Origin of the sequence: Burkholderia sp. Ed8, assembly GCF_040761425.1 — a bacterium.
Lineage (GTDB): Bacteria > Pseudomonadota > Gammaproteobacteria > Burkholderiales > Burkholderiaceae > Burkholderia > Burkholderia seminalis.
Map to the genome: position 1 here is coordinate 2,180,967 of NZ_CP142886.1, position 21,346 is coordinate 2,202,312.

The following is a 21,346-nucleotide window of genomic DNA, read 5'->3' on the forward strand; positions in this document are numbered from 1 at the left end:
CTGCCGCCGCGCAACCCGGGTCGCCCCGGAGGCTCAGACGAGCGATGCGTCGCGCGTTTCGCGCATCAGCAGCACGCCGATCAGGCTGATCGCCGCCGCGATCGACACGTAGCCGCCGACCCACGACAGCCCGCCGCGCGCCGCCAGCAGCTGCGCGATATACGGCGCGATCGACGCGCCGAGGATCCCGCCGAGGTTGTATGCCACGCCCGCGCCCGTATAGCGGACGTTGGTCGGGAACAGCTCCGGCAGCAGCGCGCCCATCGGTGCGAACGTCACGCCCATCAGGAACAGTTCGATCGTCAGGAACAGCGCGACGAGCGGCATCGAGCCGCTGCCGAGCAGCGGCTCCATCGCGAAACCCGACAGCAGCGCGGCGATCGCGCCGGCGATCAGCACCGGCTTGCGGCCAAAGCGGTCCGACGCCCAGGCGGACAGCGGCGTCGCGAGCCCCATGAACACGACGGCAAGGCACAGCAGCCCGAGGAAGCTCTGGCGCGGAATATGCAACGCCGTCACGCCGTACGACAGCGAGAACACCGTCGAGATATAGAACAGCGTATAGCAGACAACCATCGCGAGCGCGCCGAGCAGCGTCGGCTGCCAGTGTTGCGTGACGAGCGTCGCGACCGGCACGCGCACGCGTTCGTTGCGCTCGAGCGCGGCCTGGAACGCGGGCGTCTCGGTGATCTTCAGCCGCATGTACAGGCCGAGCGCGACGAGCACCGCGCTGACGAGGAACGGAATGCGCCAGCCCCAGCTGCGGAACTGTTCGTCGGACAGCGACAGCGCGAGCGCGAAGAACAGGCCGTTCGACATCAGGAAGCCGACCGACGGCCCGAGTTGCGGGAACATCCCGAACCAGCCGCGCTTGCCCCGCGGCGCGTGCTCGGTCGCGAGCAGCGCCGCGCCGCCCCATTCGCCGCCGAGGCCGATGCCCTGGCCGAAGCGCAGCACGCACAGCAGCACCGGCGCGAGCGTGCCGATCGCGTCGTAGCCGGGCACGAAGCCGATCGCGGTGGTCGACACGCCCATCACGAGCAGCGACGCGACGAGCGTCGACTTGCGGCCGATGCGGTCGCCGAAGTGCCCGAACAGGAACGAGCCGATCGGGCGGGCAATGAACGCGATGCCGAACGTGACGAACGCGGACAGCGCCTGTGCGGTCGCGGAACCATGCGGGAAGAATACGGGGCCGATGACGAGCGCGGCGGCCGTTGCGTACACATAGAAATCGTAGAACTCGATCGCGGTGCCGATGAAGCTCGCGAACACGATGCGCCGGTGGCTGACGGCGCCGGCCGAACCGGTTGCGTGAGCAACGGTCGGGGGGGATGCGGACATGGATGTCTCCGTTTTGTCGTTGGGGCGGTCGGCCGGGGGTGCGGCCGGACAGGCGGGCGCCTGCCGGGTGCGGCCGAGCGGATGATGCGGGTGCGGCGGATGCTGCGGATGACGCGAGGGCGGCGTGGACGCGCGCCGTGACGCGGACGTCACCCGCCGGTCGACGATGGAGACGGGTAGGTCGCCGCCGCCCGGTGCCGGCGTGGTCGGCTCGCGTGCCGGGTGGAGCGCGCGAACGCGCGCGCGGCGTGATGGCCGCGCGGGTGCGGAAAATTATAGCCAGCGCCGCCGCAGGCCGGCAATCGCGCGGCGGCGGCGCGTCAGTCGATCGATTGCGCCTGCGCGGACGCCGTGCTTTGCAGCTGGAAGTGGCCGTCGTCGTTGAAGAGCCAGCCTTCCATCAGTTCGAGCCGGCCGTTGCCGTCGAGCAGCCGCGACGGCGGCGCCGGCAGCGGCGTCGAGCGGCGCAGCGATGCGAGGGCGAGCGCTTCGGCCTCGCTGTCGCCGTTGCTGCGATAGACGGACGCGTTGACGAGACGGCCACTGCCGTCGACGGTGAAGGACACGACGACGAGCGATCGGAGCATCGCCTGCGGCGTGCCGCGCAGCATGCCGGACGGATTGCGCTCGGCGACGCGGTGCGCGACTTCGACGCGATACTGGTCGAGGTTGCCGCTGCGGACGATCGACGGAATCGTCAGCACCGAGTGTAGCGACGAAGGGGGCGTGATCGTGCACGCGGCAAGCAGGGCGGCGACGGCCAGCGCGGCAACACGCAGCCGGGCGACGCGCGGACGGAGAGGGGGGCGCATGAGGTGACGGCCGGAAGGGACTATAAAAAAATGATAGGCGTCCCGGCGCGAGACGATATGGGGAGAAACGCATAGCGCGCGACGCCGGACACTGCGTTCGCCGATGATGACGGCCGGGCGGTCGCATCGCGATGTAACGCGACGCGTGGCGGCTGCGTGCGTGGCGCAAGGTTGAAAGGCACGGCACGCCGCGATCGTCCGGCCGGTGCGCACCGCGGCCAGCCGGCCGCGCGATCGCCCGCGAGGCCTTTCACCGGGTTCAGAAGCCGTGCGTGACGAGCGACAGTACCGACAGGTCGGGGTGCGTGCCGTCGATGATGCTCTTGCCGATGTGCACGGCTTCATGGACGGCCTCGTCGACGGTCGCGAAGCTTTCCTCGCCATCCGCGTGAAACGCCACGGCATGGCCGGGCAGCGCGGGGTTCGCGCCCGGATGGCACACGTAGCCGGTGTAGGTATGGCGCGTGTCGCTGCCGGGCGCGGCGGCCGGCACGACATGGATCTCGAAGCCTTCGTAATCGACGGGTTGCGTCGCGCTCGACAGTTCGGTCATGGCGATCTCCGTGTGCCGCGCGCAGGGGTGGCGCGTGCGGCATCGAGTACGCGGCGGCGGTCGTGTCGCCGTGTTGAACGAATTCTAGGTGATCGCGGGGCGGGCCGGGAGGCTTCCGGCGCGGCATTCGGGCACGTTCCGTCCCGATTGGAAGCGGCGCGTGCGAGGCTGCGTCATGGCTTGCAGCGCGCATCCTTGCGCTGCACGACGATGATCACCGGGTATTTCTGGCCGTGGTCGAGTTCCACGCGCGCGACGACGGTGAGCGTCGCCGGATCGGAATCGTCGTACACGCTGACCTGTTCGTTGCGCAGGTAGGTGACGCCGGTGCAATTGGACGTGCGTCCGTCGTCCGACACCTTGCACTGAAGATCGTTGTCCTTCAGGTAGTTGTACGGTGCCGGGCTCGCGAGGTATTCGCTCAGGCCGCGCGGCGAACCGCCGACGCCGCTGACGGTTGCGATCGCGCACGATGCCTGCGCGCCGCTGCCGGACGCGGTGTCGGCGGCCGCATGCGTGCTGACGGCGGCCAGCATGGCGACGAGCGACGAGACGATGAGGGGCTTCATGAAGTGGGTTTCCCGTTTCGCGAATCGGAGCGCGGGATTGTAACGGCATCCGGCGCGACGCGTCGGAACGTGAGGAGCACGCACGCACGGGCAAACCGCCAAACAAAAACCCCGTCATTCGATGAATGGACGGGGTTGGGCGAACTTCCTGGCGGAAGCGGTGTCCGCTAAAGATCCTTGTAGGTAAAGGATTTGGAAGGTATTCGTAGAATTGACCCGCCAACCAACCCACCAAAAAAGCGACCAAGTTGGCCGTCCTTGCTTGACAGACCTGTTTACGGCACCGTAAACGGCCCAATAAATCTACGGGGATCGCCAAACATGAAGTGTCCGCATTGCGCTGTCGAGGTCCACCCGTCATTGCAAGACGAAAAGGTGAGCGGGGGGCCGCATTGGTGGAACAAGATCGGATTCCACCAATGGCAGCTTGCATATATGACTTGTCCAGCTTGCAATGATGCAATTATCTACTTGTATGGTCAGGCTGCCGCACCTCATCCTGAAGTTGGCCCGGTGCTCGTCTACCCCAAGTCCTCTGGACGTCAACGCCCGCCAAAAGAAGTTCCGGCACATATTGCTGAGGATTTCCATGAAGCGTGCGCAGTGCTGGGTGATAGTCCAAAAGCCTCTGCGGCGTTAAGCCGACGCTGTCTTCAGCTCGTTCTGCGCGAGAACGGCTTTGCGCAGAAGGATTTGGCACCAGCTATCCAAGCGGTGCTGGACGCGAAAATCCTTCCCGCAGCATTGGCCGATAACGTAGACGCGATCCGCAATATCGGAAATTTCGCTGCGCACCCAATGAAGGACTCAAGCACCAACCAGATTTTGCCCGTGGAGCCGCACGAGGCCGAATGGAACCTGGATGTGCTCGAGGAGTTATTTGATTTCTTCTACGTGCAGCCCGAGAAAGCGCGCCAGCGTCGAGCAGCGCTAGACGCAAAACTCGGCGCTGCGGGCAAACCACCGATGAAATAACAGCCATGAGGCATGTTGCGTGCACGAAGTCTTCGTGGTGCAAATCGCGCCAGCTGCAAACCAGGATCCGGTATAGCTCCGGTCGATATCCCCGGTGCGTTGGTCGATGTCAGGGCACGGGTAGTGGTGCATCGCTCCGCCAATGCAGGTAAGGCTTAGAACGATTTTTTGCGAGCGAAGTGGCGCGTGCGTCATGTCTGTGCTGAATCGCGGGCAACCGACCTTGCAACGGGGCGACGGAACAACCATGGACGACGTGATCGAATTCGAGCGAGCAGCGCTATACGAGGAGGTATGGGCTGATCCGGTGAGCACCGTATCGAAGAGGTACGGGATGTCTGACAATGGCTTGAGGAAGGTCTGCCATAAGTTGGGAGTACCGTTGCCGCCGCTCGGTTATTGGGCGAAGCTGCGCGCCGGCCAGAAGGTCAAACGGGCACCGTTGCCACGTCATGATGGCCAGACGGTGTTCTACGCTCAACCCGAGGCGTATACCCGTCGCGTCGCGGAGCCGGCAGATTGGACAGCGAGCCGGGAAGGGATTGAACGGGAGGAGGCGCGACCTGCGAGCCAGATTAAACCAACAGAGCACGGCGAGTGGTGTCATCGCCTAATCAAGGCACTGGCCAAGCGCTTGGCCGAAGTCGATCGGCAAATTGCGATCGAGAATAAACCGAGCCGCAATCCGTTTGGAGAGCCGAGATTCCATGAGGTCGAGTGGAAGGTGACCAAACCGGGCGGCATATTGGATGTCGGACCTGGTTACGCGGCCGTAGTCGTCACCCCTGATTCTCGGCAGAGAGCACTTTCGATCGCTGACGCGTTTTTCGTCGCAATGGAGGCGCGCGGATTCAAGGTGCGTCTCACGGACACGCATACGGTGATTGCTTGCAAGGACATCGCCATGCAGTTTCGATTGTCCGAAATGACCGAGAAAACGGTGAGCGGCGTTGGCTACGATAGGCAGCGGCCGCTTCGAAGACTGCGGATCACCATGCGAGAAAGCCTGCATGTTGGCAAGGAAATTCGAGCGCGAGATGAAGCCGACGTTACGCTTGAAGAGCGGCTAAATATGCTTGCCGCGCGATTGAGGATCGCTGTGCTTGGGTTTGACTCGCGCGAAGAAGATCGGCAAGAACAGGCACGGCAGATTACCGAAATGAGGCGCCGTATCGAGAATGCGACGTGGCACGATCAAACGGCAACGGAGGCGGCTCAACGAGAGAGAGCCGCCGTCGACGCATTATTCGCGGAGGCGGACCAATCTGATGCATGTGAACGTCGACGGCGCTACCTTCATCGGGTCGAACGCCTCGCGCAAGACCGAGGAATCGACGTCTCCGAGGCGTCCCAGATCGGGCAATGGCTAGCTTGGGCGCGAGCATCTTGCGACGTCCTCGATCCGATATTCTCTCGGGTAGCAGGGTTGGACAAAGAGGCCTAGCCATGGACGTCAGAAATGATCGTGTAGGGGACGACGCGCAGGCGAAAGAGCTTGCACACCGGCACGCAGCGCGGTCGTCACTCGAGCAATGGTGGGAGCGCTTGGCCCAACTGTCTTCTGCGTGGGATCTTGAGACGGTCAAACATCTCGTCGTGTTAAATGCGGCGGCTCTCGCTGGGGCAGCGACTTTGTTGGCGGGCGGGAGGTTGCAGCAGCCGAAGTGGATCGGTGCTGCCATATTGCTCGGATACGGGCTCGGTGTAGCCTTGGCAATTCTCAACATGTACCTCGTTAGGTTGAGCCTTGACAGGAACCTCAACGAGGTCAAGTCGCGCATGGCCGAGGTATACGACCTCACCAAGAAAATTGACCGGGCGTTTGATCCTCTCACCGCTGGAAGGAAAATCAATATCGCCGGCCAAACCTGTGGGTGGCTAAGCGCGATACTTGCCATTGCAAGCACGCTTGCAATCGGCATCAGTCTTGTCAATTGATCGATGTACGCGACCAGCGGCTACGCGCGCAACTGAGCGCATTCCTTCAGCGCAGCGGATCGACGCTCGTCGATATAGATCGCGAGATCCTGTATATGAACCCCCTTGGCCGACTTCTGCGATCTTTCCATTCTGACGAGGGGAATGGCGATCTCCCCAGCATTCACTTTGCGGACAAACTGTGCAACGGTGAGATGTGAGAAATAGTCGCGGCAGACGAGTTCGACCGAGACGATCGCCGTCGCGCCGTATTGGGCCATCAGTAGGAAGGCAGTGTTCATGGTCCTCGGTGTCAGTTGATTGACGCATGAGAGTGATTCACCGATCATGCGCTCCGCTGTTCGATGACTTGCCATTACCGTCATGCGGAAATGGTCGCGTAGACAGTTTGAGCTTCCTGTCGCAATGTCTGGATCCGGTCCAGGACCGTTCGCGCTTGCTCCTTTCTTTTTGAGTCAAACTCTTGATATGGGCTATGTACGCCATCAAAAATAAGCCTGGCTTCCTTCAAACAGCTACGGATTGCGACCAACGCTTTGATCTGATCGTCATGCAAGGCCGGTTGCTGGAGCAGCGAGGAAATACGAGGCAGCAGGTCTCCCATCGACTCTGCGAATATCCCAAGCTGCGGGTGGTCGGGCAGCGGGAACCCATAGTGGCGAGGTGGCGAATCCGGCGCGAGTTGCAGCGTGCCGACGAGTTCTTGGATCGCCTCTTCGCATTCGATAGCGATCAACCGCAGCGCGCCGGCATGCGCAAGCGTTGCTATGCGCCGATCGTCAGCACGCAGCTTCGCTTCCCGTCTTGACTGCAATGTAGGAAACAGAAAGGCAGCGACAACGGCGAGTGCCCCGCCAATGGCTTGTGCCCAGCCCGCAAGGCTGGCGTTAGCGCTTTCGCTCATCCACGCGATGACGGAATGCATCACACCCATGACCGATCGCTCCAAGCATTAAAGGCATAGATGCTAGCTGTTTGCGTTTCGATTCACCAGACTGTAAGCGCCTCACGCCGACCGTTCGCGATCGCTCGCTCGCGGATGGCAAGCTATTGATAGCGCGTTGATGAGTACTCGGTAGACGTTGCGGAGATCAGGTTATCGCTGAGAGCGGAGCGGATCGCGTGGCCAACTTGGCGGCCACATCCCAAGGCAGCGGTTCATCGATGCAGTTGACCGATGCTCATTCATCACGTCGCGCTCGCTGATGCCTGTCTGGCGATGGGGCTGACCATCGATCTAGCGAGGGCCGAACAACGGAACCGGCGCGTCGACGAAGATCGCGATCTGTGCGGCGTCTGTTCGCGACTTGCTAGCGTAAGCAAACTCCCGCTCCACCAACACGTCCTATACTGCGAGTTTTTTGGGGAGGAGAGATCAATGCGCGCCCCGTTTCAGATCCTTGCCATTCCTTATCGTGTCGGCTGTAAAGGGTCGACGTTCGCCGCCCTCAAACGTTCTGACGATGGACATTGGCAGGGTGTCGCTGGCGGCGGAGAAGTTGGTGAAACTCCGTTCCAGGCGGCAGTCAGGGAATGCCAGGAAGAAGTCGGCGTTGGCTCACGCAGCAGGGTTCGATCGCTAAAAAGTCGGGCGTCGATTCCTGTTGAGCACTTCACCGACCGCGGACATTGGCCGACTGACATGTTTGTCATCCCCGAATATTGCTTCGGGCTGGACTGCACAGACAAGGAGCTTGTTCTATCAAGCGAACACGTGGACGTGCGTTGGGGAACATATCGAGAGATTAATGCGCTACTGCGCTGGGATTCAAACAAGACAGCTCTCTGGGAACTCAACTGTCGTGTCACCAAGGAGTAGTCTGCCCTTGCTACGGACGGTGAACGTAGATACAAACCTATCGGCCGTCGTGTTGCTCGCTGTAGACGACCCAGAACCGGTAAGTGGCTCGGCCCGACCGTTTACCCTTTCGCGCGCGCGTGAGGCATGATGGTGATGTCGTGGAGGAGTCCGTGTTGATCACGAGCGATCGTGTCCGTGATCGGCGATCGTGGGCACGATCCATCTAAATCTATCCAGATCTACTTGGTTGAGAGTGTGGGCGGGGTGACGGGGTTCAGTTTGTCAGCCACGTTCCAGGGCAGCAATTCGTCGATGCGAGAGATCTTGTGATCAGCGATGTCGGTCAGGACGTATTCCAGGTAGGCACGCGGGTTGATGCCGTTGAGCTTGCACGTCCCGATCAAGCTATACATCGCGGCGGCCCGCTCGCCCCCGCTGTCGGAGCCGACGAACAGATAATTTTTGCGTCCGAGCGCGACACAGCGCAAGGCGTTTTCGGCGAGCACGTTGCTGATCTCGGCTCGACCGTCCTCGCAGTAGAACGTGAGGGCTGCCCAGTGGTTCAGCGAGTAACTGATCGCCTTGGCGAGCGCGGACTTCGTCGACAGCGGCTTGGCAATGGTAACGCTCGTGCGTGGGTGGTCACATCCACCGGGAATTCCTCAGCGGCTCCGGTGACAACCCGTCGAATGCCGATTTAAATCTGCAAGAGGGGGCACGGTGCAGTCCAGTTCAGCCCGGTGCTACGAGCAGGTTTAGCGCAACCGGCTTTCTATGGTGCGACCAACTCAAAGCAAAAGCCCGCTTGCTGTCGCAGAGCGGGCTTCGATGTTGGTTGCGGGGATAGGATTTGAACCTATGACCTTCGGGTTATGAGCCCGACGAGCTGCCAGACTGCTCCACCCCGCGGCGCGAAGTGTACGTGGACTGCCGCGCCACGTCAAACTGAGCTAGCACTTTCTTACGATGCCTGTTCGGCGTTGCCATCGCACAGCAGCCGAATGTCGTCACCGTCAAGCTGGGGGCGAAGCCGAGGAACTGCGCAGTCCGCTCGACACGCGTCCACAGCGTCTCCCTAGAAAACTCGAAGCCGATCGTCATGCATTGAGATGCGCGAAGATGCGCCCACCGCAGCGCGCGTAATCAGCGAGTGCTTCTCCGAACGTTAGACTGTCGAGTCGGACGAGCGTCAGACGTGCAGCGCTACAAGCATTCCATTTTTTGATGGTTTTGAGCAGATTCATATCGACTTTATGCCGCTGCGTGGTTATTTGAAGTCGCCTGCTACAATAATGTGATGGAGAATGATCCGGGCAGTTACCTTTGCTACTTATTTTGAAAAGTTAAAAGGGTTTTCCCGATATTCAATGGGCGGAAATTTGAGAGCATATTAATGACTCTCTTGCGGTGGTTCCAGTGGTTGTTCGCAAGAGACAATCTAAACATATTCTCTTGCGGGGCTAACGATGGCGACAAGACATCAAGTTCGGTGTATCAATAAAACGAATCGGGCAAGTCGACACGAGGCAATTTCCCATATCGGGGGGCAGAACGCCGACGGCACGAGATGGAAAATTACCGAATCCGATGCGATTTCTGGAATCGAGACGGGAAAATGGCAGTTTTACGTAAGTGGCGGTGGTCAAACGGCGGATGTCGTTATCGCTAAGACTCCCGAGGGGCGAAAGTATTTGAAGACCACGCGGGATACAACGACCCTGGACAATTTGCTTAGTTTGCCAGAATGCCCATGAGCCTCTATCACCGGTCTTGACGGTGGGGACTTCGCTGGAGGCTTCAATTTCAGATCCGCTGTCGTTCAAGAAGCGGCCGTAAATCGGCCGCCATCATGTTGCGCAACTCATCAACAAGCTCGCGAATGATGGCTTCTGCGCCTGCTGTTCCGACCAGTTCGGCAACTGGGCCCACGAGTCGATCTAGACCCTTATTGATGCCGCTCTGGAGAGAGCGGATCACTCGCCGCATCTCCTCGGTCTGCACCAGTTCGCCGCGATCACGCCGAAGCTTGTCCTCGAGTATCTCGGCCTGAACTGCATCGCGCCGTTGTCGAGCCGAATGCTCGCCACGATGCTCGACGGTGGCCGCGCGAGGCAGTCGACCAGTCGGACGGGTGATCGCATCGAGCTCCGTCGATCCGCCCCACGATACCGCGCCGCCTAGGTAGGCAGCCACGTCCGCCGTATCGAATCGCCAACCGCCGCCTTTCACGCCGCGGGATGCGACCGGAAAGTGAGGATCGGTCTCCAATCGCAAATCGAGCTTTGGCCGCGACCATCCGAGCAACCGGCACAACGCGCTCTTACTCACGAGCGCGCGCTGCGCGTCAATGCGATCTGAGTCAATCGTCATGCTCGTTCTCGACGTTGGTGACTGGCGCCCCCGAACGCAATGACGCCGCGTCGGAGTCGATGGCGGATCCGATTCGACCGAGCGTCACGCCGAGCTCGGCCACGAGATCGGCAATGACGCGATAAAGCGCGCGCGCATGTGCCAGGTCACGGCAGAGGTCCGAGCCGGCCTCCGACGACATTGAAAGCGCACGCGTTCGCCCCGATTTCGACGGGCGCGGGGTCGAGCCGGCCGCCTCAAGGTACGCGATCACGGCCGGCAGATCGAATCGCCAAGGCTCGCCCTGTTTGCCGCAGTGCAGCACAGGAAAGGAAGCGTCGCGCTGCAGCCGCCGATCGAGCGCCGGTCGCGACCATCCGAGACGAGTGCATAGCGCCTTTTTCCCGACGATCTCGCGCCGATTTTCGGGCCGACTTGTCAGGTCCGGCGTTACACGGTCCGTCGACGTTACAGCATCCATAACCACTCCTTCGTTCCTTGATGCACGGGCGATTGCAGCGATTTTGAAAATTTCTTTCCAGATTCCTTACAGCACGAACGTTGCGATTTCGCTCCGACTTGTAAGGTGTTTTTTTTCCTCAAAAGAACGGGAAGAACGGGCGCGCGCAGTGCCCGTGTTCCCGGCAGGGCGGGTAAGGACCCGCCCGGCCTGCCGAGGAGGGGTGAGGGCGTCGAAGGGCCCGGAGGCGCAGCTTCGAAGGGCCAATTTCCACCCCGCGCGGTCCGTTTTTGCAGACAAGTCGTGTTAATCATGGATTCAAGTGTCGATGCGGGTTTGCGGAGTGCTGTTCGCCACTTTCTCGCCACTCTGTTCAGGGTTGATTTGCAGGCCGGCAATCCGGGCGATGGACGCCTGTGCGAGTGCCGCAGTGGCGAGATTGGCTTCGAGGTAGCGCATGGTCGTCATGGGATCCTTGTGGCGCATGACGCGCTGGATGGTTGATACCGACGCACCGTTCTCGCTCAACAGTGTCGCGAATGTGCCTCGGAGCCTATGCGGCGTGATGCCAACCAACTGGCAAGCCGCGTTAGCACTGCGCAACACGGGACGAAGGAAGCCCGAGCGATAGGCTTGGCCGCGTCGACGGGTGACGATCAAGCCGACCGGTTGTCGGCGTGTGCGTAGGTAGTCGATGAGCCAGTCCGACATTGGAATCGGATCAGCCTCACGGCCTTTGGTAACTCCTGGCGTGTAAGTGCCGCGTTCCCAGTCGATCCAATCCCATCGCGCTGTGATGATTTCGGATTCCCGCAGACCGAGGCCGAACGCGAGCCGCACCGCGATCGACAGTCCTGGACAATCGAGGGCGTAGTCGTCGACGGCAGCAAGCCATTCCGCGACCCGCGAAACGGGCAATGTGGCACGTGGCCTTTTCTGGACCTTTAGCGCCTTCACTGACCAAGGAATGGTGGGCATTACGTTGCGTCTCACTGCCCATTTGCAGACGACCTTGAGCAGGTTCAGCCAGTGATTCACGGAAGCTGCGGCATGGCTGCGCCGATGATCCAACATCGCGGTTTCGACCAGCGGCGTTGTCAACTCGTCGACCAAAACATCGGCCAATCCGTACAAATGCAGACGCCCGAATGTTTCGACATTTCGTATATAGGCATGGCTACGGATGGTTTCATGTGCGGCCAGCCACTCCCGGACCAGTTGACGAAGGGTGGGGACCAGAGCCCCGCGCGCCCACAGGCGCGCGTGGCGATATGCACACTCGGCAACTGCTTCTGCGCGATGCTTGACCGTTTCATGCGTCGAACGTTGTATCCGAACTCCATCGATCTGGAAGCGGTAGTGCCAAACACTGCCGACTCGAAAAAGCGGGAATTTCATATTTCCGATCACGGCCTACGATGACGCCGTGGAAGAGCACTGACTGAGCGTTATTACGAGCGCCCTGCCGGCGTAGGCCAGGCAGCAGCCAACTCGCTCGGAATCGTTGCGAAATACTCTTGCCAACGTCCGTCGTCGCTTGTGACTGTTCCCTGGTTCGGAAACGCTTCCTCATTTTGCGGGCCAGTAAATGCTGAAATGATGGTTTCTTTGGTTCCATCGCTGAACTGCACATAGATCGTGACCATGTCAAATCCTTAGATTTCGTATCGCTCACAGTTTGCGCCCCAGGACGGAGCACCTGACGATGACGTAAGCGTGTAATAGATCGTCTGCGGTTGACCGATCAAGACATCGAAGCTCCCCGCAATTCCTTGTGCTCCGGTGAACGTCCCTCCGACGGTGGATTGATCCGATCCAGCGGCATCAGCATAAATTCCTGCGTTGACGGTCGATGCCACTCCGGTGGTGAAGGAGCTATATCCCTTCACACGAACAGCGTTTTTGGGGAATGCTGTCGTGGTATATGCCTGTGGAGTCGAGGATCCTGACGACGTCGCGATGATCGGCCGATTGACAACAGAGATCATGCGGTTACGTTGAGTGATCTGAGCGAACTGGCGTCCAGCATTGGTCGGAACTACGCTTACGAGCGCTGAGCCGGAGAAACCGGGAGGCATATTGGCACCCGCATATACATTCGGGGCAATAGTTGTGGTCGCATCCGTCGCTAGCAACGCAATACCGTCGTCCGGGTAGGTTATCGGGTCGGACGCATGTTGAGCCGCCTTGGCAGGACTATAGATCGCATATAGAGCCACGAATCCCGACACCGGAGCGCTGCCGGTATCCATTCCCCCAGGACCTGTATTCCCGATATTGATCGACTTGCTGAACGATCCGAGAACGTACTTCTTACTGCCCAAGGCAGTTCCGACCACCAGTTCGTCTGCAGTCAGCGTTGCACTCGACGACGCGGTAGGGATCGACATCGCGAGATTTCGCATGCTGCCAACCACAGGCGCAGATTGGGTGATCAACGCCTGAATCGCGGCGGCTATCTGAGCGTTGTTAGTTCGGTCAGGCGTAATGCCCGCCATCCTTAGGATGGCGATAAGCTCTTCCTGGATCGCGTTGAACGCATACGACGGCCAACGTGTCGCGGGCACGTTCGAGGCCGGATTTCCGTCCGTCGCAAATTGAGGTGTGCCGGTCGCCGGAGCGGTATCTGCCTGTGCTTGAGGTACCGAGTTTGCGGCAATGAGTCGATCCATTAGGACTTCTCCGAGAGTTTTTGCTGATCGTTCTCCGTCACTTCATTGAACGATTCGTTTTGCACACCCCCGTTACCGTTGAATGGATCTCCGAAGGTGATGAGGCCCACTTTGGTATTCGCCAGTGCATCGTCGTTCGACTGATCCGTGCTCATAGTGTCCATTGCAAGGTCCTGTGAGTGATGAGGAAGTTCTGCCGCCCGCCGCGAGCCGTGCCTGATGGGCGTGAATCAGGAGGTGGCGCTCGCTTCCAGGAGCGTCGGCAGATGCCGGTGTTTTTCTGAGCTGGCCTACCGCCGGCTGAGACCGTAGTACGTCGCCTGTCTGCGGCTGCTTAGCTATCGTTCACCGGAATAGCGGGGCCCATGTTGATTTCAGCGGGACGTGCAGAACGCGCGCCGCCAGGCTCCCCAAATGACCATGAATTTCCAGTTTTGTGCTCTTTACTGCGCTCCTGACGCCGGTCGAACTCTTCCTCCGACCGACGAATGCGCTCGGCAGCTTCGTCGAACCGTTGTTGTTCGCGAGCGCTTCTCTGCCGAGTCTCGGTTTGCGGCACCTTGGCGTGCGGCGGCATGAACGCCTTGTGGCTTTGCAGCGCTTTGGTGGTCGCGGCAATCTCGCGAAGCGTCAGATCAGCCTGCTCGGGCAGGCGAGTTGTGTCAGGAATCGGTTTGAGTAGATTGGCGCGGTGGTTGCGCGGCGACATCAACTGCAGGTCACTGAACCAGGACCGATCGAGACCGCCAGGAAAGCAATTGTCGATCGCTTTCGCCGCACTGAGGATGGGGAAGAGCGCATTGTTGAATGCCTGCACGAGGTCCTCCTCGAGCGCCGTCAGGAGTCCAGCGCGCACCGCTGCAACGGCCGCTGTGAACTTCGCCTTCGCGGCATTGACCGCTTCATCGGCAGCCCGCGCCATTTCGATCAGCATTTCGCGCGCCGCCATCTGGCGCTCGATCTCGCGCTTCTTTTCGGTGACGTCGAGTGCTGCCTTGTCAGCTGCCTTTACGGCCTTAGTCACGTCGGCCTTCGAGGCGTTATTTGCTGCAGACAGCGCCTCGCACTGGATCGCTTCAGCCTGAAGGCATGCCGCCGTGCGATCGAGTTCCGGCAGAGCTGCATTTGCCTGGTCGAGATTGTTGCAGCATGAGGTGAACGCGAGATCGGCGTTAGCGCGGCTTTGGATTGCAGCGCGGACGTCGGCAATCGCCGCTTCGAGCTGCACATTCGTGCGAAGGGCCTCGTGGAGGTTCATTGCTGGATCTCCTGCATCACCGTACCATAGCGCGCTCGAACGCGGCATCCCAGCCGGGATGGAGCTTCACGCGTCCGGTGGTGCTGTCTCGACGAGATCCAGCTCGATTGCTGTCTGCGACATCACGGGCTGCCGAAGCGACCGCCCCCCAGTGTTCGGGGCGACGACGAGAAACGATTGTGGCTCGCTTGTTCACGCTGTTCTCCTCCCGCTGGTTCGAGCGATGTGCTCAAGGTGGCCAGCGGATGGAGGCAGGTTGGAGCGTCATACATGTGTGCTGCAACTTCACACATGCGCGTGTGCGTCATTTGGTATCAAGGGGGACGCGGCTGGATCTGCCGAACGGATCATTACTCCACATGTCCCATTTGTCTCGACTTCCTGCCGCGGGCACTGGCATGGTGGCTTCGGTTCGCTTCAATGCTCGATCGATTACAGTCAGCGAGCGACCAAAGGCGGATGCCGTACGTTTTCGATATTTGCCGCCGCCCGCGGCGACAAGGTTGTCGTGATATGTCCGAATAGCGCTATCGCGGGCTGGGCCGGGCGGCATATCTTGACGTCCGATGCCGTCTATTTCGCCAGTGGACGCCTCATTGACCAACGGCCCATCGGATGGGCAGTCCTCCGGGGATTCCACGGAGATGCCGGTGCCAAGGGTTGCTAGCCAGTCGTTTAGATCAGCTGTGCTGATAAGGCAGCAGCGGAACATGACCGCGCCCGCGAGATCGCGATATTCGATCGGCAGCCGGGTAGGGGGATCGCGGCCAACGAGTCGACCGCAGCAGAGATCGTCGAACAGCTTCTCTTCGTAGCACCGTGCTGTATCCGCGCGCAGTCCTTCATCGTCCGGATGAAGCTGCGCAGAAATCAGGAGCGCCGCCTTCGCTGGGGTGAAAAAATCGGGAGGCGGGAGCGGGCAATAGCTGCCAGCGATATCACAGGCGCCCACTGTGACGGTAGCACCGATTTCGGCCGGGATGCGTCTTTTCGGTTTTCGTGGTCTCATGTTTCTATCCATCAATTGACGGCGTGCTGCTTAGCGGAACGCTGCGCGAGGCGAGAGAGTTACGGAGGCTCGATGGTCCATCATGGGCGTTAGCGACTTTGATGCCCCGACGTCGCAGCCAATACTGCTGGCCCCATCGTTCCGCTTGTTGAGAACGTCCGGGAAACGAACGGACGACGATTCAGCTTCGTCCGGATATAGCTTGGCTGCGATACGGTCGCCAGCGTCGGCTCGCGTGAGAAATCTGGGGGCGCCGCTGGAGTTGCCGCCAGCACCGCCGCACGCGCGTTCGCGAATGTAATGCTCATGTGCGTCTCCTATTCGGCTCACTATTTGCACGTGTCGATATCGAACGGAAACGCGATATGCTAGAAACCTCGACCGTCGATAGAGACTATGAAAAAAATCCATTTCCGTGGGCGGGTACTTCCTAGCCAGCCACAGGTGTCTATTAACTACCGGCCATCCATCAAATGGAGGGATGTGGATTGGGGCGTCGCGCTCGAGTTTTTGTTTCGTATCCAAAATTCCAGTGTAGACGTCGAGTGTCAACTCGAAACATGGCTTCCAGAATACTTTCCACAAGTACATCAACGTGCGCTCGACATTTGCCGAGCGCAGGTCGACGTGATCGCGTTCAGCCAAGGAATCGGACTTACAGTAATTTTCGACACATTCATCGATCCCGATGGAAGGACAACTTCGATTGCGCACGCAAATCCCGAGCTCGCCAGTCTCTGCACGGCATATTCATTGGAACATCGCTTCGATGACGTTTGCCGTACGGTTATTGGGCAGCCGTTATTGTTTATGGCCCTTCGCGAGTTAATCACAGCCATTTCGCTTCCGCATGTCTCGCTTGTTGAATGTGCTCGCGCAATGGATCGCTTGAAAAATTTGATCGCCACACCCGGCTCTAGCCCCAAGTCCGCCTGGAACCAATTGCGCGACGTACTGCACATTGACGAGGCCTATCTGAAGTACATCACTGATGCGTCGGCTGACCCGCGTCACGGGCAACCAGGCCACACGCCGGGTGCAGTGACTATGGAAGTCACACGACGTGCCTGGACGATCATGAATCGGTATCTGGAGTACCTGCTGCAGGGAGCCGTTCCGTTGGATCCAGATAGATTTCCAACCCTTGGTCGATAAAGCATGAGGGCAGTGCAATCGGTTTCCTCCGGCGCGTGCTGATCAGCCGTGACCGTGCTGGCGGCGAAGCCGCGCGCGCAAATCGGTAGTTCGGACTTTCCCTTTCATTCCTGTTATCGCTAGTGCGGCAACAGTGGCAACACCGGCAACAGCCTTACCAGACAGCCGTCTCCGCCGTTGCCACTTCGCGAATGACGTGGCAACAGTGGCAACGCCTACCGCCGACGATTAGATCTGAGAGGGGCAGACGGTTGCCGTTTGTTGCCACACGTTGCCATGCCATTTACTCCCTGATTTCCTTGCTGGTTGTGGTTGTTGCCTCTGTTGCCGGTTGTTGCCAGAAAAATCCGTTGCTACAGCGGATCAGCGTCAAGCTTCGCCGGGTCGATGTGATAGAGCCGCGGTGTGTGACCGTCCGGAGTCCGCGTCGTCTTCGATCGTCGGCCCGGATCGGTTGCGGCCAGCGCGCCCGCGCTCTCAAGCGCCTTCAATGCGCGCTCAAAGTCGTGGCCCTTCAACGCTTCGCGCAAGCCGCCGGCCTGGAACAGATAGAGACGGCGTTCGAATTCCTGTTTCCAGAAGCCCGCACGGTCGCGGACAACGTCAACACTCCCATCGATATTCGAGAAGCGGCCTTCTGCATGTCGGTCGATGAAATCGGAGACGGCGCGCAGGATCGCGACGTGTTCGGCGCTATGCCCGTTCGTGCCGCGTCGCTGGCGCCACAGTCCGAATGCATGCTTTGCCGCACGCGTTGCTGCGCCAGACTCCCACGGAACGATTTTCCATCGAGCCGCCAGTTCGCCGGCGAGTCCGCAAATTGCGAATGTGCGCGCCGCCCGGCGCTCTTGGCCGTCTACTGCGAAGCTTTCGAGGATCGGCTGCAACTCGTCTGACAGGTTCATGCCGCTCTTCAGCGCCTGCACAAGAGCTTCGACGAAGAGAGGGCCCGCATGTCCGTAGTGCCGGGCAGCGAGATTCCGCACCTCGTCAGACAATGCGGCGCCGGTCGCGCGTCCACGCAGGTTGTCGAATAGACCGAATTTGCCCTGTACGGGCACGTCGAGGATCCGAAGTTCCTGGCCCGTCTTCGCCTCGATGCCGCCCGCGCTCATCCGCCCAGCGATCGTCAGCTCGCCTGTCGAGAGCAAAAAGACGCGCCAACGGCTCGCCTGACGGGCTTCGCCATGCCGGTTGGCTCGCGTCTTACCCGTGCCGTTGATAAGCGCATACGCTGCCTCGTAGAGGCTCTTCGGATCGATTTCGCCGAGCTCGTCGAGTGCCAGAAGCGTGTCAGAGTGCAGCGAGCCTGTTCCCTCCAATCCATTCGCCGTTGCGCGCCAGGTGCGTTTGAAGGCCGGGCCGCCCCAGACGCTCACTGCGGCATGCAACGCAGTGGTTTTGCCTGACGACGAGTCGCCGTAGATATGCACGCCGCCACCGTCGATGTTGAGCGGCCCGAGGAGGGGACCGGCCAGCGCTGCCGAGAAGGCGAGCATCAGGAGCGGATTGTCGACCGCCAGTGCCGCCAGGTCGCGCCAAGCGTCGAACGTGCCGGCACTCGCGTAGGGCGCAGTGCGCCCGGACGCCTGGAACCATATGTCGTCGGCGCCGATCACGATATCCGGCAGCACGAATGCATCGCCGCTCCAACCCGTGATACTCGCCGCCCGCATACGGGCAGCCGGCATCTGAGCGGCGACGTATCGCAGGATGGCATTCTTGTCGTTCAGATCGAATATCAGGCCCTCGCTGAGCAGCACGCCGCGAGCTTCACTCCCGTCGCCGGCCAGCATCGACATAGGCATCGCCCATTTCTTGCGCTTGCCGGCGGGTGACAGGATTTCGAGCAGTCGTCCGTATTCCGCATCCTCGCCGTTGCTCGTCGTCGCGAGCACCCGGAGAGGCGTCGAGATCCATTTGTCGATCAGCACGGGCGGCGCATCGTTCTTCTCGGCCTTCGTGCCGTGCCAGTAGACGCCTGGTTTCACCTTCCGGCCGCCGATTTCCTGCCAGTCCTCGTATACGCGGTAACAGGGGCGATCTTCGAGCCCGGGGAAGTTGCTCCGTGCCGATGTTGAATCGGCCGAGTCGATCGTGTTATCGGTGGCCGGGGCGGCTGCTTCAATCGCTCGCCTGACGGTATCCGCGCCGAGCAGCAGGTGCATATCGTTGAAGTCCGTTGCGTCATCCGACCGACCATCACCAAAATTCGGAAATGCGACCGCGCCGCCCACCGCTCGCGCGGCTTCGAGGGCCTTTTCCTGACCGTTGCCTATGTCGCCGAGCAGTACGAGTTCAGCGACGGGATATCTCTCGGCGAGAGCGACGGCCGCTTTCTGCATGTTCCCGCATGACAGCGCCGCGACGGCCGGGAGCCCGGTACATAGGTGCGCCGACAAGGCTGTCGCGCAGCCTTCCGCGACGAGAATGCGCTTCGATCCGGAATCCGGCGCCGCCGCGATCCAGTACCCACCCGATTTCACGCCGCCGGCGAGAGCCGATTTTCGACCACCTTCGTCGATCATCTCGAGGCTAGTCACTGAGCCGGCCTTCTCGACCTGGGCGAGCAGGACACGGCCGGCAAGACAATGCGCCGATGACTTCGGCGCATATCCGGCCAGGGCGGTGAGCCGCTGTACTTCTATCTCGCGGAGCGTATCAACGTTCGGAAGGCCTTTGCGGAGAAGATATGGATGGTCGGGGCGCGCCGGGCTGGCCTTAGACCAGATCGCCAATGCTAGCGTCGCCGCATTGCGACCTGCTTTCTGCCGCTTCTCAGCATCCGCGGTGGCATTATGCGCTCGGCGCATACGACGTCGTTCTAGTTCGGCCTCGGCAACCACCGGGGCCTTGTGCTGCACGGGATCAAAGCCGTACTTCTTCGCAACGGCAAAGAGTGTTGCGATCGTGATTCCGCCGCTCACCTTCAGTGAGCGCCACGTGTCTCGCGCATCGGTTTCGACATACGACTGTCCGCCGCGGCTCCACGAATCGAACAGCTCGAAACCATCATCACCAAGGCCGCTTTTCAGCGCCATGGCAATCCGTACCCACGTGTCACGATCGATATCGGCTGGAACGACGGAAAGCGCCGCCTCGATGCGCTGGCGTTCGTCTATCACGGCATTCATAGGCCAGCCTCCAGCGAGATGCCGGCGCGCCGAATGACTGCGATAAACGCGTTGGCGTCGCCGATCGCACACACGGCCCCCTGTGCCAGTGCGTCGACGCGCGCGGACCGTTCGGCTCGCGACATCAACGTATCGAGCAAATCGGATGATTTGAAGCCGCCTGCAGCAGCTGCGCTGAGAATCGCCGCAAGGGCGATTCGGGCGCTGCTTTTGGCATTCATCGGCGCGAGCGGGGCCTCGTACGTTAGAAAGCCGAACATGAGAATGAGCTGGGCTGGAGTCAGGTATTCGCCAGAGCCGACATCGATCGATTGAGGGGCAATGCGGCGATCACTCATGCCGGACTCCCTTCATGTGTCGGGTAACGGTGGAGAAGCGCTCGGCGTTACCGTCAAACGTCGCTTGATGATCGCCAAACCACATTTCCCTGTCGTCGCACAACGTTTCCCCCAGTGATGCGAGGCGTGCTGCCAGCGATCCGGGCTCAGACGATTCCTTGATCGCTTCAAACAGCGATCGCATGTTCGCGAACGTTTCGCATGCGTGGAAGGCAGCAACGCTGGCACTTTCGAACACTGCGGCGATTTCCTTGACGTCAAGCGGCTCGGTTTCCGTTGCCACTGCCATGTGTTTCAGCGCGCCGCCGGATATAGCGCTCTGACGTGCATCAGCGATCTTAGCCATGACGAATCTCCGCATTCATGTTTTGGCAAAGGGTCGACGTGAAGACGAGCTCCGCACGGCCGATTTGATGCGCGAGAAGTCCCCGCGCGAGCGACGCGAGGTCAGCAATTGCGTCGTCGTTGTCGGATGCCAGCCGCTCGATTGATTCGAGGATGCTGGCGACTCGATCGAGAGCCTGCAGTGCCGTCGCCGCGGTGTCGTGGGTAGAGGACATTGCCCATGTCGGCGACCGGCGTTCGCTGCGCGCGATCGTCGCAATGTCAACGAGTGCGGCGCCGGCGATGTCGAGTGCGGAGGCTAAGCTCGGCGCAAGTGCAGCCGAACGAAGGGCGATACTGACTTTATCGGTGAGGAAATTCGAACACTGCGGTTGCTCGGGACGAGCGGGGATATGGCGCAACATGGTGCGGCCTCCAGAGACGGGTTGAGTAACCCGGCTCCCGACGCCAATCGGGGTGGCCGGGCACATGGCAGGGTTGGCGTACCGGCGTCTCTGGATACCGGCGTGCGCAAGCGCACCCCCACCAAGGCCCGACCATAGAAGATGGGACGAGGTGTACGGACGTAAAAAAACCGCACTGCGGCGGTTGTCCGCCAGAGAATCATTCCGGACGCCAATCCGGGCGGCTGTTG

At 60.5% G+C, this 21,346-nt stretch carries 25 protein-coding genes, 1 tRNA gene and 1 pseudogene; 6 read left to right on the forward strand and 21 right to left on the reverse strand.

The features are described from left to right. Nucleotides 1-33: 33 nt before the first annotated feature. The 4 genes from VXM69_RS24035 to VXM69_RS24050 form a co-directional block, all read right to left on the reverse strand. Nucleotides 34-1,344 (reverse strand): MFS transporter, encoded by a 1,311-nt coding sequence (locus VXM69_RS24035; RefSeq protein ID WP_367189330.1) that lies wholly within the window; start codon nt 1,342-1,344, stop codon nt 34-36. Nucleotides 1,345-1,664: 320 nt separating this feature from the next. Further along, nucleotides 1,665-2,156: an energy transducer TonB gene (locus VXM69_RS24040; protein ID WP_049034931.1), complete on the reverse strand. Its 492-nt coding sequence runs from the start codon at nt 2,154-2,156 to the stop codon at nt 1,665-1,667. 259 nt (nt 2,157-2,415) lie between these two features. Continuing rightward, nucleotides 2,416-2,709 carry a hypothetical protein gene (locus tag VXM69_RS24045; RefSeq protein ID WP_034187362.1) on the reverse strand — a complete coding sequence of 98 codons (294 nt, stop codon included), beginning with the start codon at nt 2,707-2,709 and terminating at the stop codon, nt 2,416-2,418. A gap of 173 nt (nt 2,710-2,882) precedes the next feature. Beyond that, nucleotides 2,883-3,278 (reverse strand): hypothetical protein, encoded by a 396-nt coding sequence (locus VXM69_RS24050; protein ID WP_034187363.1) that lies wholly within the window; start codon nt 3,276-3,278, stop codon nt 2,883-2,885. Nucleotides 3,279-3,599: 321 nt separating this feature from the next. Between VXM69_RS24050 and VXM69_RS24055 the strand changes: the two genes are divergently transcribed. From VXM69_RS24055 to VXM69_RS24065, 3 genes are all read left to right on the forward strand, one after another. Next, nucleotides 3,600-4,253: a DUF4145 domain-containing protein gene (locus tag VXM69_RS24055; RefSeq protein WP_034187364.1), complete on the forward strand. Its 654-nt coding sequence runs from the start codon at nt 3,600-3,602 to the stop codon at nt 4,251-4,253. A gap of 247 nt (nt 4,254-4,500) precedes the next feature. Continuing rightward, nucleotides 4,501-5,697: a hypothetical protein gene (locus VXM69_RS24060; RefSeq protein WP_367189331.1), complete on the forward strand. Its 1,197-nt coding sequence runs from the start codon at nt 4,501-4,503 to the stop codon at nt 5,695-5,697. Between the two features lie 2 nt (nt 5,698-5,699). Then, the gene (locus VXM69_RS24065) at nt 5,700-6,191 is read left to right on the forward strand and encodes a hypothetical protein (protein ID WP_367189332.1); all 492 of its coding nucleotides are present in this window, start codon (nt 5,700-5,702) and stop codon (nt 6,189-6,191) included. A 20-nt stretch (nt 6,192-6,211) separates the two neighbouring features. Here VXM69_RS24065 and VXM69_RS24070 read toward each other — a convergent pair whose 3' ends face one another. Both VXM69_RS24070 and VXM69_RS24075 read right to left on the reverse strand, forming a co-directional pair. Beyond that, nucleotides 6,212-6,472 (reverse strand): pyocin activator PrtN family protein, encoded by a 261-nt coding sequence (locus VXM69_RS24070; RefSeq protein WP_367189333.1) that lies wholly within the window; start codon nt 6,470-6,472, stop codon nt 6,212-6,214. An 80-nt stretch (nt 6,473-6,552) separates the two neighbouring features. Beyond that, nucleotides 6,553-7,125: a hypothetical protein gene (locus VXM69_RS24075; RefSeq protein WP_367189334.1), complete on the reverse strand. Its 573-nt coding sequence runs from the start codon at nt 7,123-7,125 to the stop codon at nt 6,553-6,555. A gap of 444 nt (nt 7,126-7,569) precedes the next feature. Between VXM69_RS24075 and VXM69_RS24080 the strand changes: the two genes are divergently transcribed. Beyond that, nucleotides 7,570-8,010: an NUDIX domain-containing protein gene (locus VXM69_RS24080; RefSeq protein WP_158512070.1), complete on the forward strand. Its 441-nt coding sequence runs from the start codon at nt 7,570-7,572 to the stop codon at nt 8,008-8,010. Nucleotides 8,011-8,231: 221 nt separating this feature from the next. Here the strand turns inward: VXM69_RS24080 and VXM69_RS24085 are convergent. Together VXM69_RS24085 and VXM69_RS24090 are read right to left on the reverse strand one after the other, a co-directional pair. Then, nucleotides 8,232-8,606: pseudogene (locus tag VXM69_RS24085) on the reverse strand (transposase); the annotation flags it as partial. A 218-nt stretch (nt 8,607-8,824) separates the two neighbouring features. Further along, a tRNA-Met gene (locus VXM69_RS24090) sits at nt 8,825-8,901 on the reverse strand. 557 nt (nt 8,902-9,458) lie between these two features. Here VXM69_RS24090 and VXM69_RS24095 point away from each other — a divergent pair. Then, entirely contained in the window at nt 9,459-9,746 is a 288-nt protein-coding gene (locus tag VXM69_RS24095) for a DUF3892 domain-containing protein (RefSeq protein ID WP_080287783.1), read from the forward strand. Nucleotides 9,747-9,795: 49 nt separating this feature from the next. Here VXM69_RS24095 and VXM69_RS24100 read toward each other — a convergent pair whose 3' ends face one another. The 9 genes from VXM69_RS24100 to VXM69_RS24140 all read right to left on the reverse strand — a co-directional run bounded on the left by VXM69_RS24100 (nt 9,796) and on the right by VXM69_RS24140 (nt 16,048). Beyond that, nucleotides 9,796-10,362 carry a hypothetical protein gene (locus VXM69_RS24100; protein ID WP_367189335.1) on the reverse strand — a complete coding sequence of 189 codons (567 nt, stop codon included), beginning with the start codon at nt 10,360-10,362 and terminating at the stop codon, nt 9,796-9,798. Then, nucleotides 10,352-10,822, reverse strand: coding sequence for a hypothetical protein (locus VXM69_RS24105; RefSeq protein WP_367189336.1), 471 nt, complete (start codon nt 10,820-10,822; stop codon nt 10,352-10,354). Before VXM69_RS24105 ends, VXM69_RS24100 begins: the two co-directional genes overlap by 11 nt. A 297-nt stretch (nt 10,823-11,119) precedes the next feature. Next, nucleotides 11,120-12,199 carry a tyrosine-type recombinase/integrase gene (locus VXM69_RS24110; RefSeq protein WP_367189337.1) on the reverse strand — a complete coding sequence of 360 codons (1,080 nt, stop codon included), beginning with the start codon at nt 12,197-12,199 and terminating at the stop codon, nt 11,120-11,122. A gap of 53 nt (nt 12,200-12,252) precedes the next feature. Further along, a complete protein-coding gene (locus VXM69_RS24115; protein ID WP_367189338.1) occupies nt 12,253-12,447 on the reverse strand; it encodes a hypothetical protein in 195 nt (64 codons plus the stop codon). Nucleotides 12,448-12,456: 9 nt separating this feature from the next. Further along, nucleotides 12,457-13,473 (reverse strand): hypothetical protein, encoded by a 1,017-nt coding sequence (locus VXM69_RS24120; protein WP_367189339.1) that lies wholly within the window; start codon nt 13,471-13,473, stop codon nt 12,457-12,459. Then, entirely contained in the window at nt 13,473-13,637 is a 165-nt protein-coding gene (locus VXM69_RS24125; protein WP_367189340.1) for a hypothetical protein, read from the reverse strand. The genes VXM69_RS24120 and VXM69_RS24125 overlap by 1 nt, the downstream gene beginning before the upstream one ends. Before the next feature lie 170 nt (nt 13,638-13,807). Continuing rightward, nucleotides 13,808-14,731: a hypothetical protein gene (locus VXM69_RS24130; RefSeq protein WP_367189341.1), complete on the reverse strand. Its 924-nt coding sequence runs from the start codon at nt 14,729-14,731 to the stop codon at nt 13,808-13,810. Between the two features lie 304 nt (nt 14,732-15,035). Further along, the gene (locus tag VXM69_RS24135; RefSeq protein ID WP_367189342.1) at nt 15,036-15,740 is read right to left on the reverse strand and encodes a hypothetical protein; all 705 of its coding nucleotides are present in this window, start codon (nt 15,738-15,740) and stop codon (nt 15,036-15,038) included. Between the two features lie 89 nt (nt 15,741-15,829). Continuing rightward, a complete protein-coding gene (locus VXM69_RS24140; RefSeq protein ID WP_367189343.1) occupies nt 15,830-16,048 on the reverse strand; it encodes a hypothetical protein in 219 nt (72 codons plus the stop codon). An 88-nt stretch (nt 16,049-16,136) separates the two neighbouring features. Here VXM69_RS24140 and VXM69_RS24145 point away from each other — a divergent pair, with 88 nt between their 5' ends. After that, nucleotides 16,137-16,895, forward strand: a complete 759-nt coding sequence (locus tag VXM69_RS24145) for a hypothetical protein (protein WP_367189344.1) — start codon at nt 16,137-16,139, stop codon at nt 16,893-16,895. Nucleotides 16,896-17,248: 353 nt separating this feature from the next. Here the strand turns inward: VXM69_RS24145 and VXM69_RS24150 are convergent, their stop codons facing one another. The 4 genes from VXM69_RS24150 to VXM69_RS24165 are packed head-to-tail and all read right to left on the reverse strand — an operon-like array spanning nt 17,249 to nt 21,116. Then, nucleotides 17,249-20,029: a DUF927 domain-containing protein gene (locus VXM69_RS24150; protein ID WP_367189345.1), complete on the reverse strand. Its 2,781-nt coding sequence runs from the start codon at nt 20,027-20,029 to the stop codon at nt 17,249-17,251. Next, nucleotides 20,026-20,367 carry a hypothetical protein gene (locus tag VXM69_RS24155; RefSeq protein ID WP_367189346.1) on the reverse strand — a complete coding sequence of 114 codons (342 nt, stop codon included), beginning with the start codon at nt 20,365-20,367 and terminating at the stop codon, nt 20,026-20,028. Before VXM69_RS24155 ends, VXM69_RS24150 begins: the two co-directional genes overlap by 4 nt. Then, nucleotides 20,360-20,713 (reverse strand): hypothetical protein, encoded by a 354-nt coding sequence (locus tag VXM69_RS24160; RefSeq protein WP_367189347.1) that lies wholly within the window; start codon nt 20,711-20,713, stop codon nt 20,360-20,362. Before VXM69_RS24160 ends, VXM69_RS24155 begins: the two co-directional genes overlap by 8 nt. Further along, nucleotides 20,706-21,116 carry a hypothetical protein gene (locus tag VXM69_RS24165; protein ID WP_367189348.1) on the reverse strand — a complete coding sequence of 137 codons (411 nt, stop codon included), beginning with the start codon at nt 21,114-21,116 and terminating at the stop codon, nt 20,706-20,708. Before VXM69_RS24165 ends, VXM69_RS24160 begins: the two co-directional genes overlap by 8 nt. Between the last annotated feature and the right edge of the window lie 230 nt (nt 21,117-21,346).

Excerpts from the sequence above, each read along its gene's own strand:
- VXM69_RS24130 (WP_367189341.1), bottom strand. The coding sequence starts at position 14,731 with ATGAACCTCCACGAGGCCCTTCGCACGAATGTGCAGCTCGAAGCGGCG.
- VXM69_RS24080 (WP_158512070.1), top strand. The coding sequence starts at position 7,570 with ATGCGCGCCCCGTTTCAGATCCTTGCCATTCCTTATCGTGTCGGCTGT.
- VXM69_RS24160 (WP_367189347.1), bottom strand. The coding sequence starts at position 20,713 with ATGGCTAAGATCGCTGATGCACGTCAGAGCGCTATATCCGGCGGCGCG.
- VXM69_RS24125 (WP_367189340.1), bottom strand. The coding sequence starts at position 13,637 with ATGGACACTATGAGCACGGATCAGTCGAACGACGATGCACTGGCGAAT.
- VXM69_RS24055 (WP_034187364.1), top strand. The coding sequence starts at position 3,600 with ATGAAGTGTCCGCATTGCGCTGTCGAGGTCCACCCGTCATTGCAAGAC.
- VXM69_RS24115 (WP_367189338.1), bottom strand. The coding sequence starts at position 12,447 with ATGGTCACGATCTATGTGCAGTTCAGCGATGGAACCAAAGAAACCATC.
- VXM69_RS24050 (WP_034187363.1), bottom strand. The coding sequence starts at position 3,278 with ATGAAGCCCCTCATCGTCTCGTCGCTCGTCGCCATGCTGGCCGCCGTC.
- VXM69_RS24110 (WP_367189337.1), bottom strand. The coding sequence starts at position 12,199 with ATGAAATTCCCGCTTTTTCGAGTCGGCAGTGTTTGGCACTACCGCTTC.
- VXM69_RS24135 (WP_367189342.1), bottom strand. The coding sequence starts at position 15,740 with ATGAGACCACGAAAACCGAAAAGACGCATCCCGGCCGAAATCGGTGCT.
- VXM69_RS24035 (WP_367189330.1), bottom strand. The coding sequence starts at position 1,344 with ATGTCCGCATCCCCCCCGACCGTTGCTCACGCAACCGGTTCGGCCGGC.
- VXM69_RS24060 (WP_367189331.1), top strand. The coding sequence starts at position 4,501 with ATGGACGACGTGATCGAATTCGAGCGAGCAGCGCTATACGAGGAGGTA.
- VXM69_RS24120 (WP_367189339.1), bottom strand. The coding sequence starts at position 13,473 with ATGGATCGACTCATTGCCGCAAACTCGGTACCTCAAGCACAGGCAGAT.
- VXM69_RS24140 (WP_367189343.1), bottom strand. The coding sequence starts at position 16,048 with ATGAGCATTACATTCGCGAACGCGCGTGCGGCGGTGCTGGCGGCAACT.
- VXM69_RS24145 (WP_367189344.1), top strand. The coding sequence starts at position 16,137 with ATGAAAAAAATCCATTTCCGTGGGCGGGTACTTCCTAGCCAGCCACAG.
- VXM69_RS24045 (WP_034187362.1), bottom strand. The coding sequence starts at position 2,709 with ATGACCGAACTGTCGAGCGCGACGCAACCCGTCGATTACGAAGGCTTC.
- VXM69_RS24165 (WP_367189348.1), bottom strand. The coding sequence starts at position 21,116 with ATGTTGCGCCATATCCCCGCTCGTCCCGAGCAACCGCAGTGTTCGAAT.
- VXM69_RS24150 (WP_367189345.1), bottom strand. The coding sequence starts at position 20,029 with ATGAATGCCGTGATAGACGAACGCCAGCGCATCGAGGCGGCGCTTTCC.
- VXM69_RS24040 (WP_049034931.1), bottom strand. The coding sequence starts at position 2,156 with ATGCGCCCCCCTCTCCGTCCGCGCGTCGCCCGGCTGCGTGTTGCCGCG.
- VXM69_RS24100 (WP_367189335.1), bottom strand. The coding sequence starts at position 10,362 with ATGACGATTGACTCAGATCGCATTGACGCGCAGCGCGCGCTCGTGAGT.
- VXM69_RS24095 (WP_080287783.1), top strand. The coding sequence starts at position 9,459 with ATGGCGACAAGACATCAAGTTCGGTGTATCAATAAAACGAATCGGGCA.
- VXM69_RS24075 (WP_367189334.1), bottom strand. The coding sequence starts at position 7,125 with ATGGGTGTGATGCATTCCGTCATCGCGTGGATGAGCGAAAGCGCTAAC.
- VXM69_RS24070 (WP_367189333.1), bottom strand. The coding sequence starts at position 6,472 with ATGAACACTGCCTTCCTACTGATGGCCCAATACGGCGCGACGGCGATC.
- VXM69_RS24105 (WP_367189336.1), bottom strand. The coding sequence starts at position 10,822 with ATGGATGCTGTAACGTCGACGGACCGTGTAACGCCGGACCTGACAAGT.
- VXM69_RS24065 (WP_367189332.1), top strand. The coding sequence starts at position 5,700 with ATGGACGTCAGAAATGATCGTGTAGGGGACGACGCGCAGGCGAAAGAG.
- VXM69_RS24155 (WP_367189346.1), bottom strand. The coding sequence starts at position 20,367 with ATGAGTGATCGCCGCATTGCCCCTCAATCGATCGATGTCGGCTCTGGC.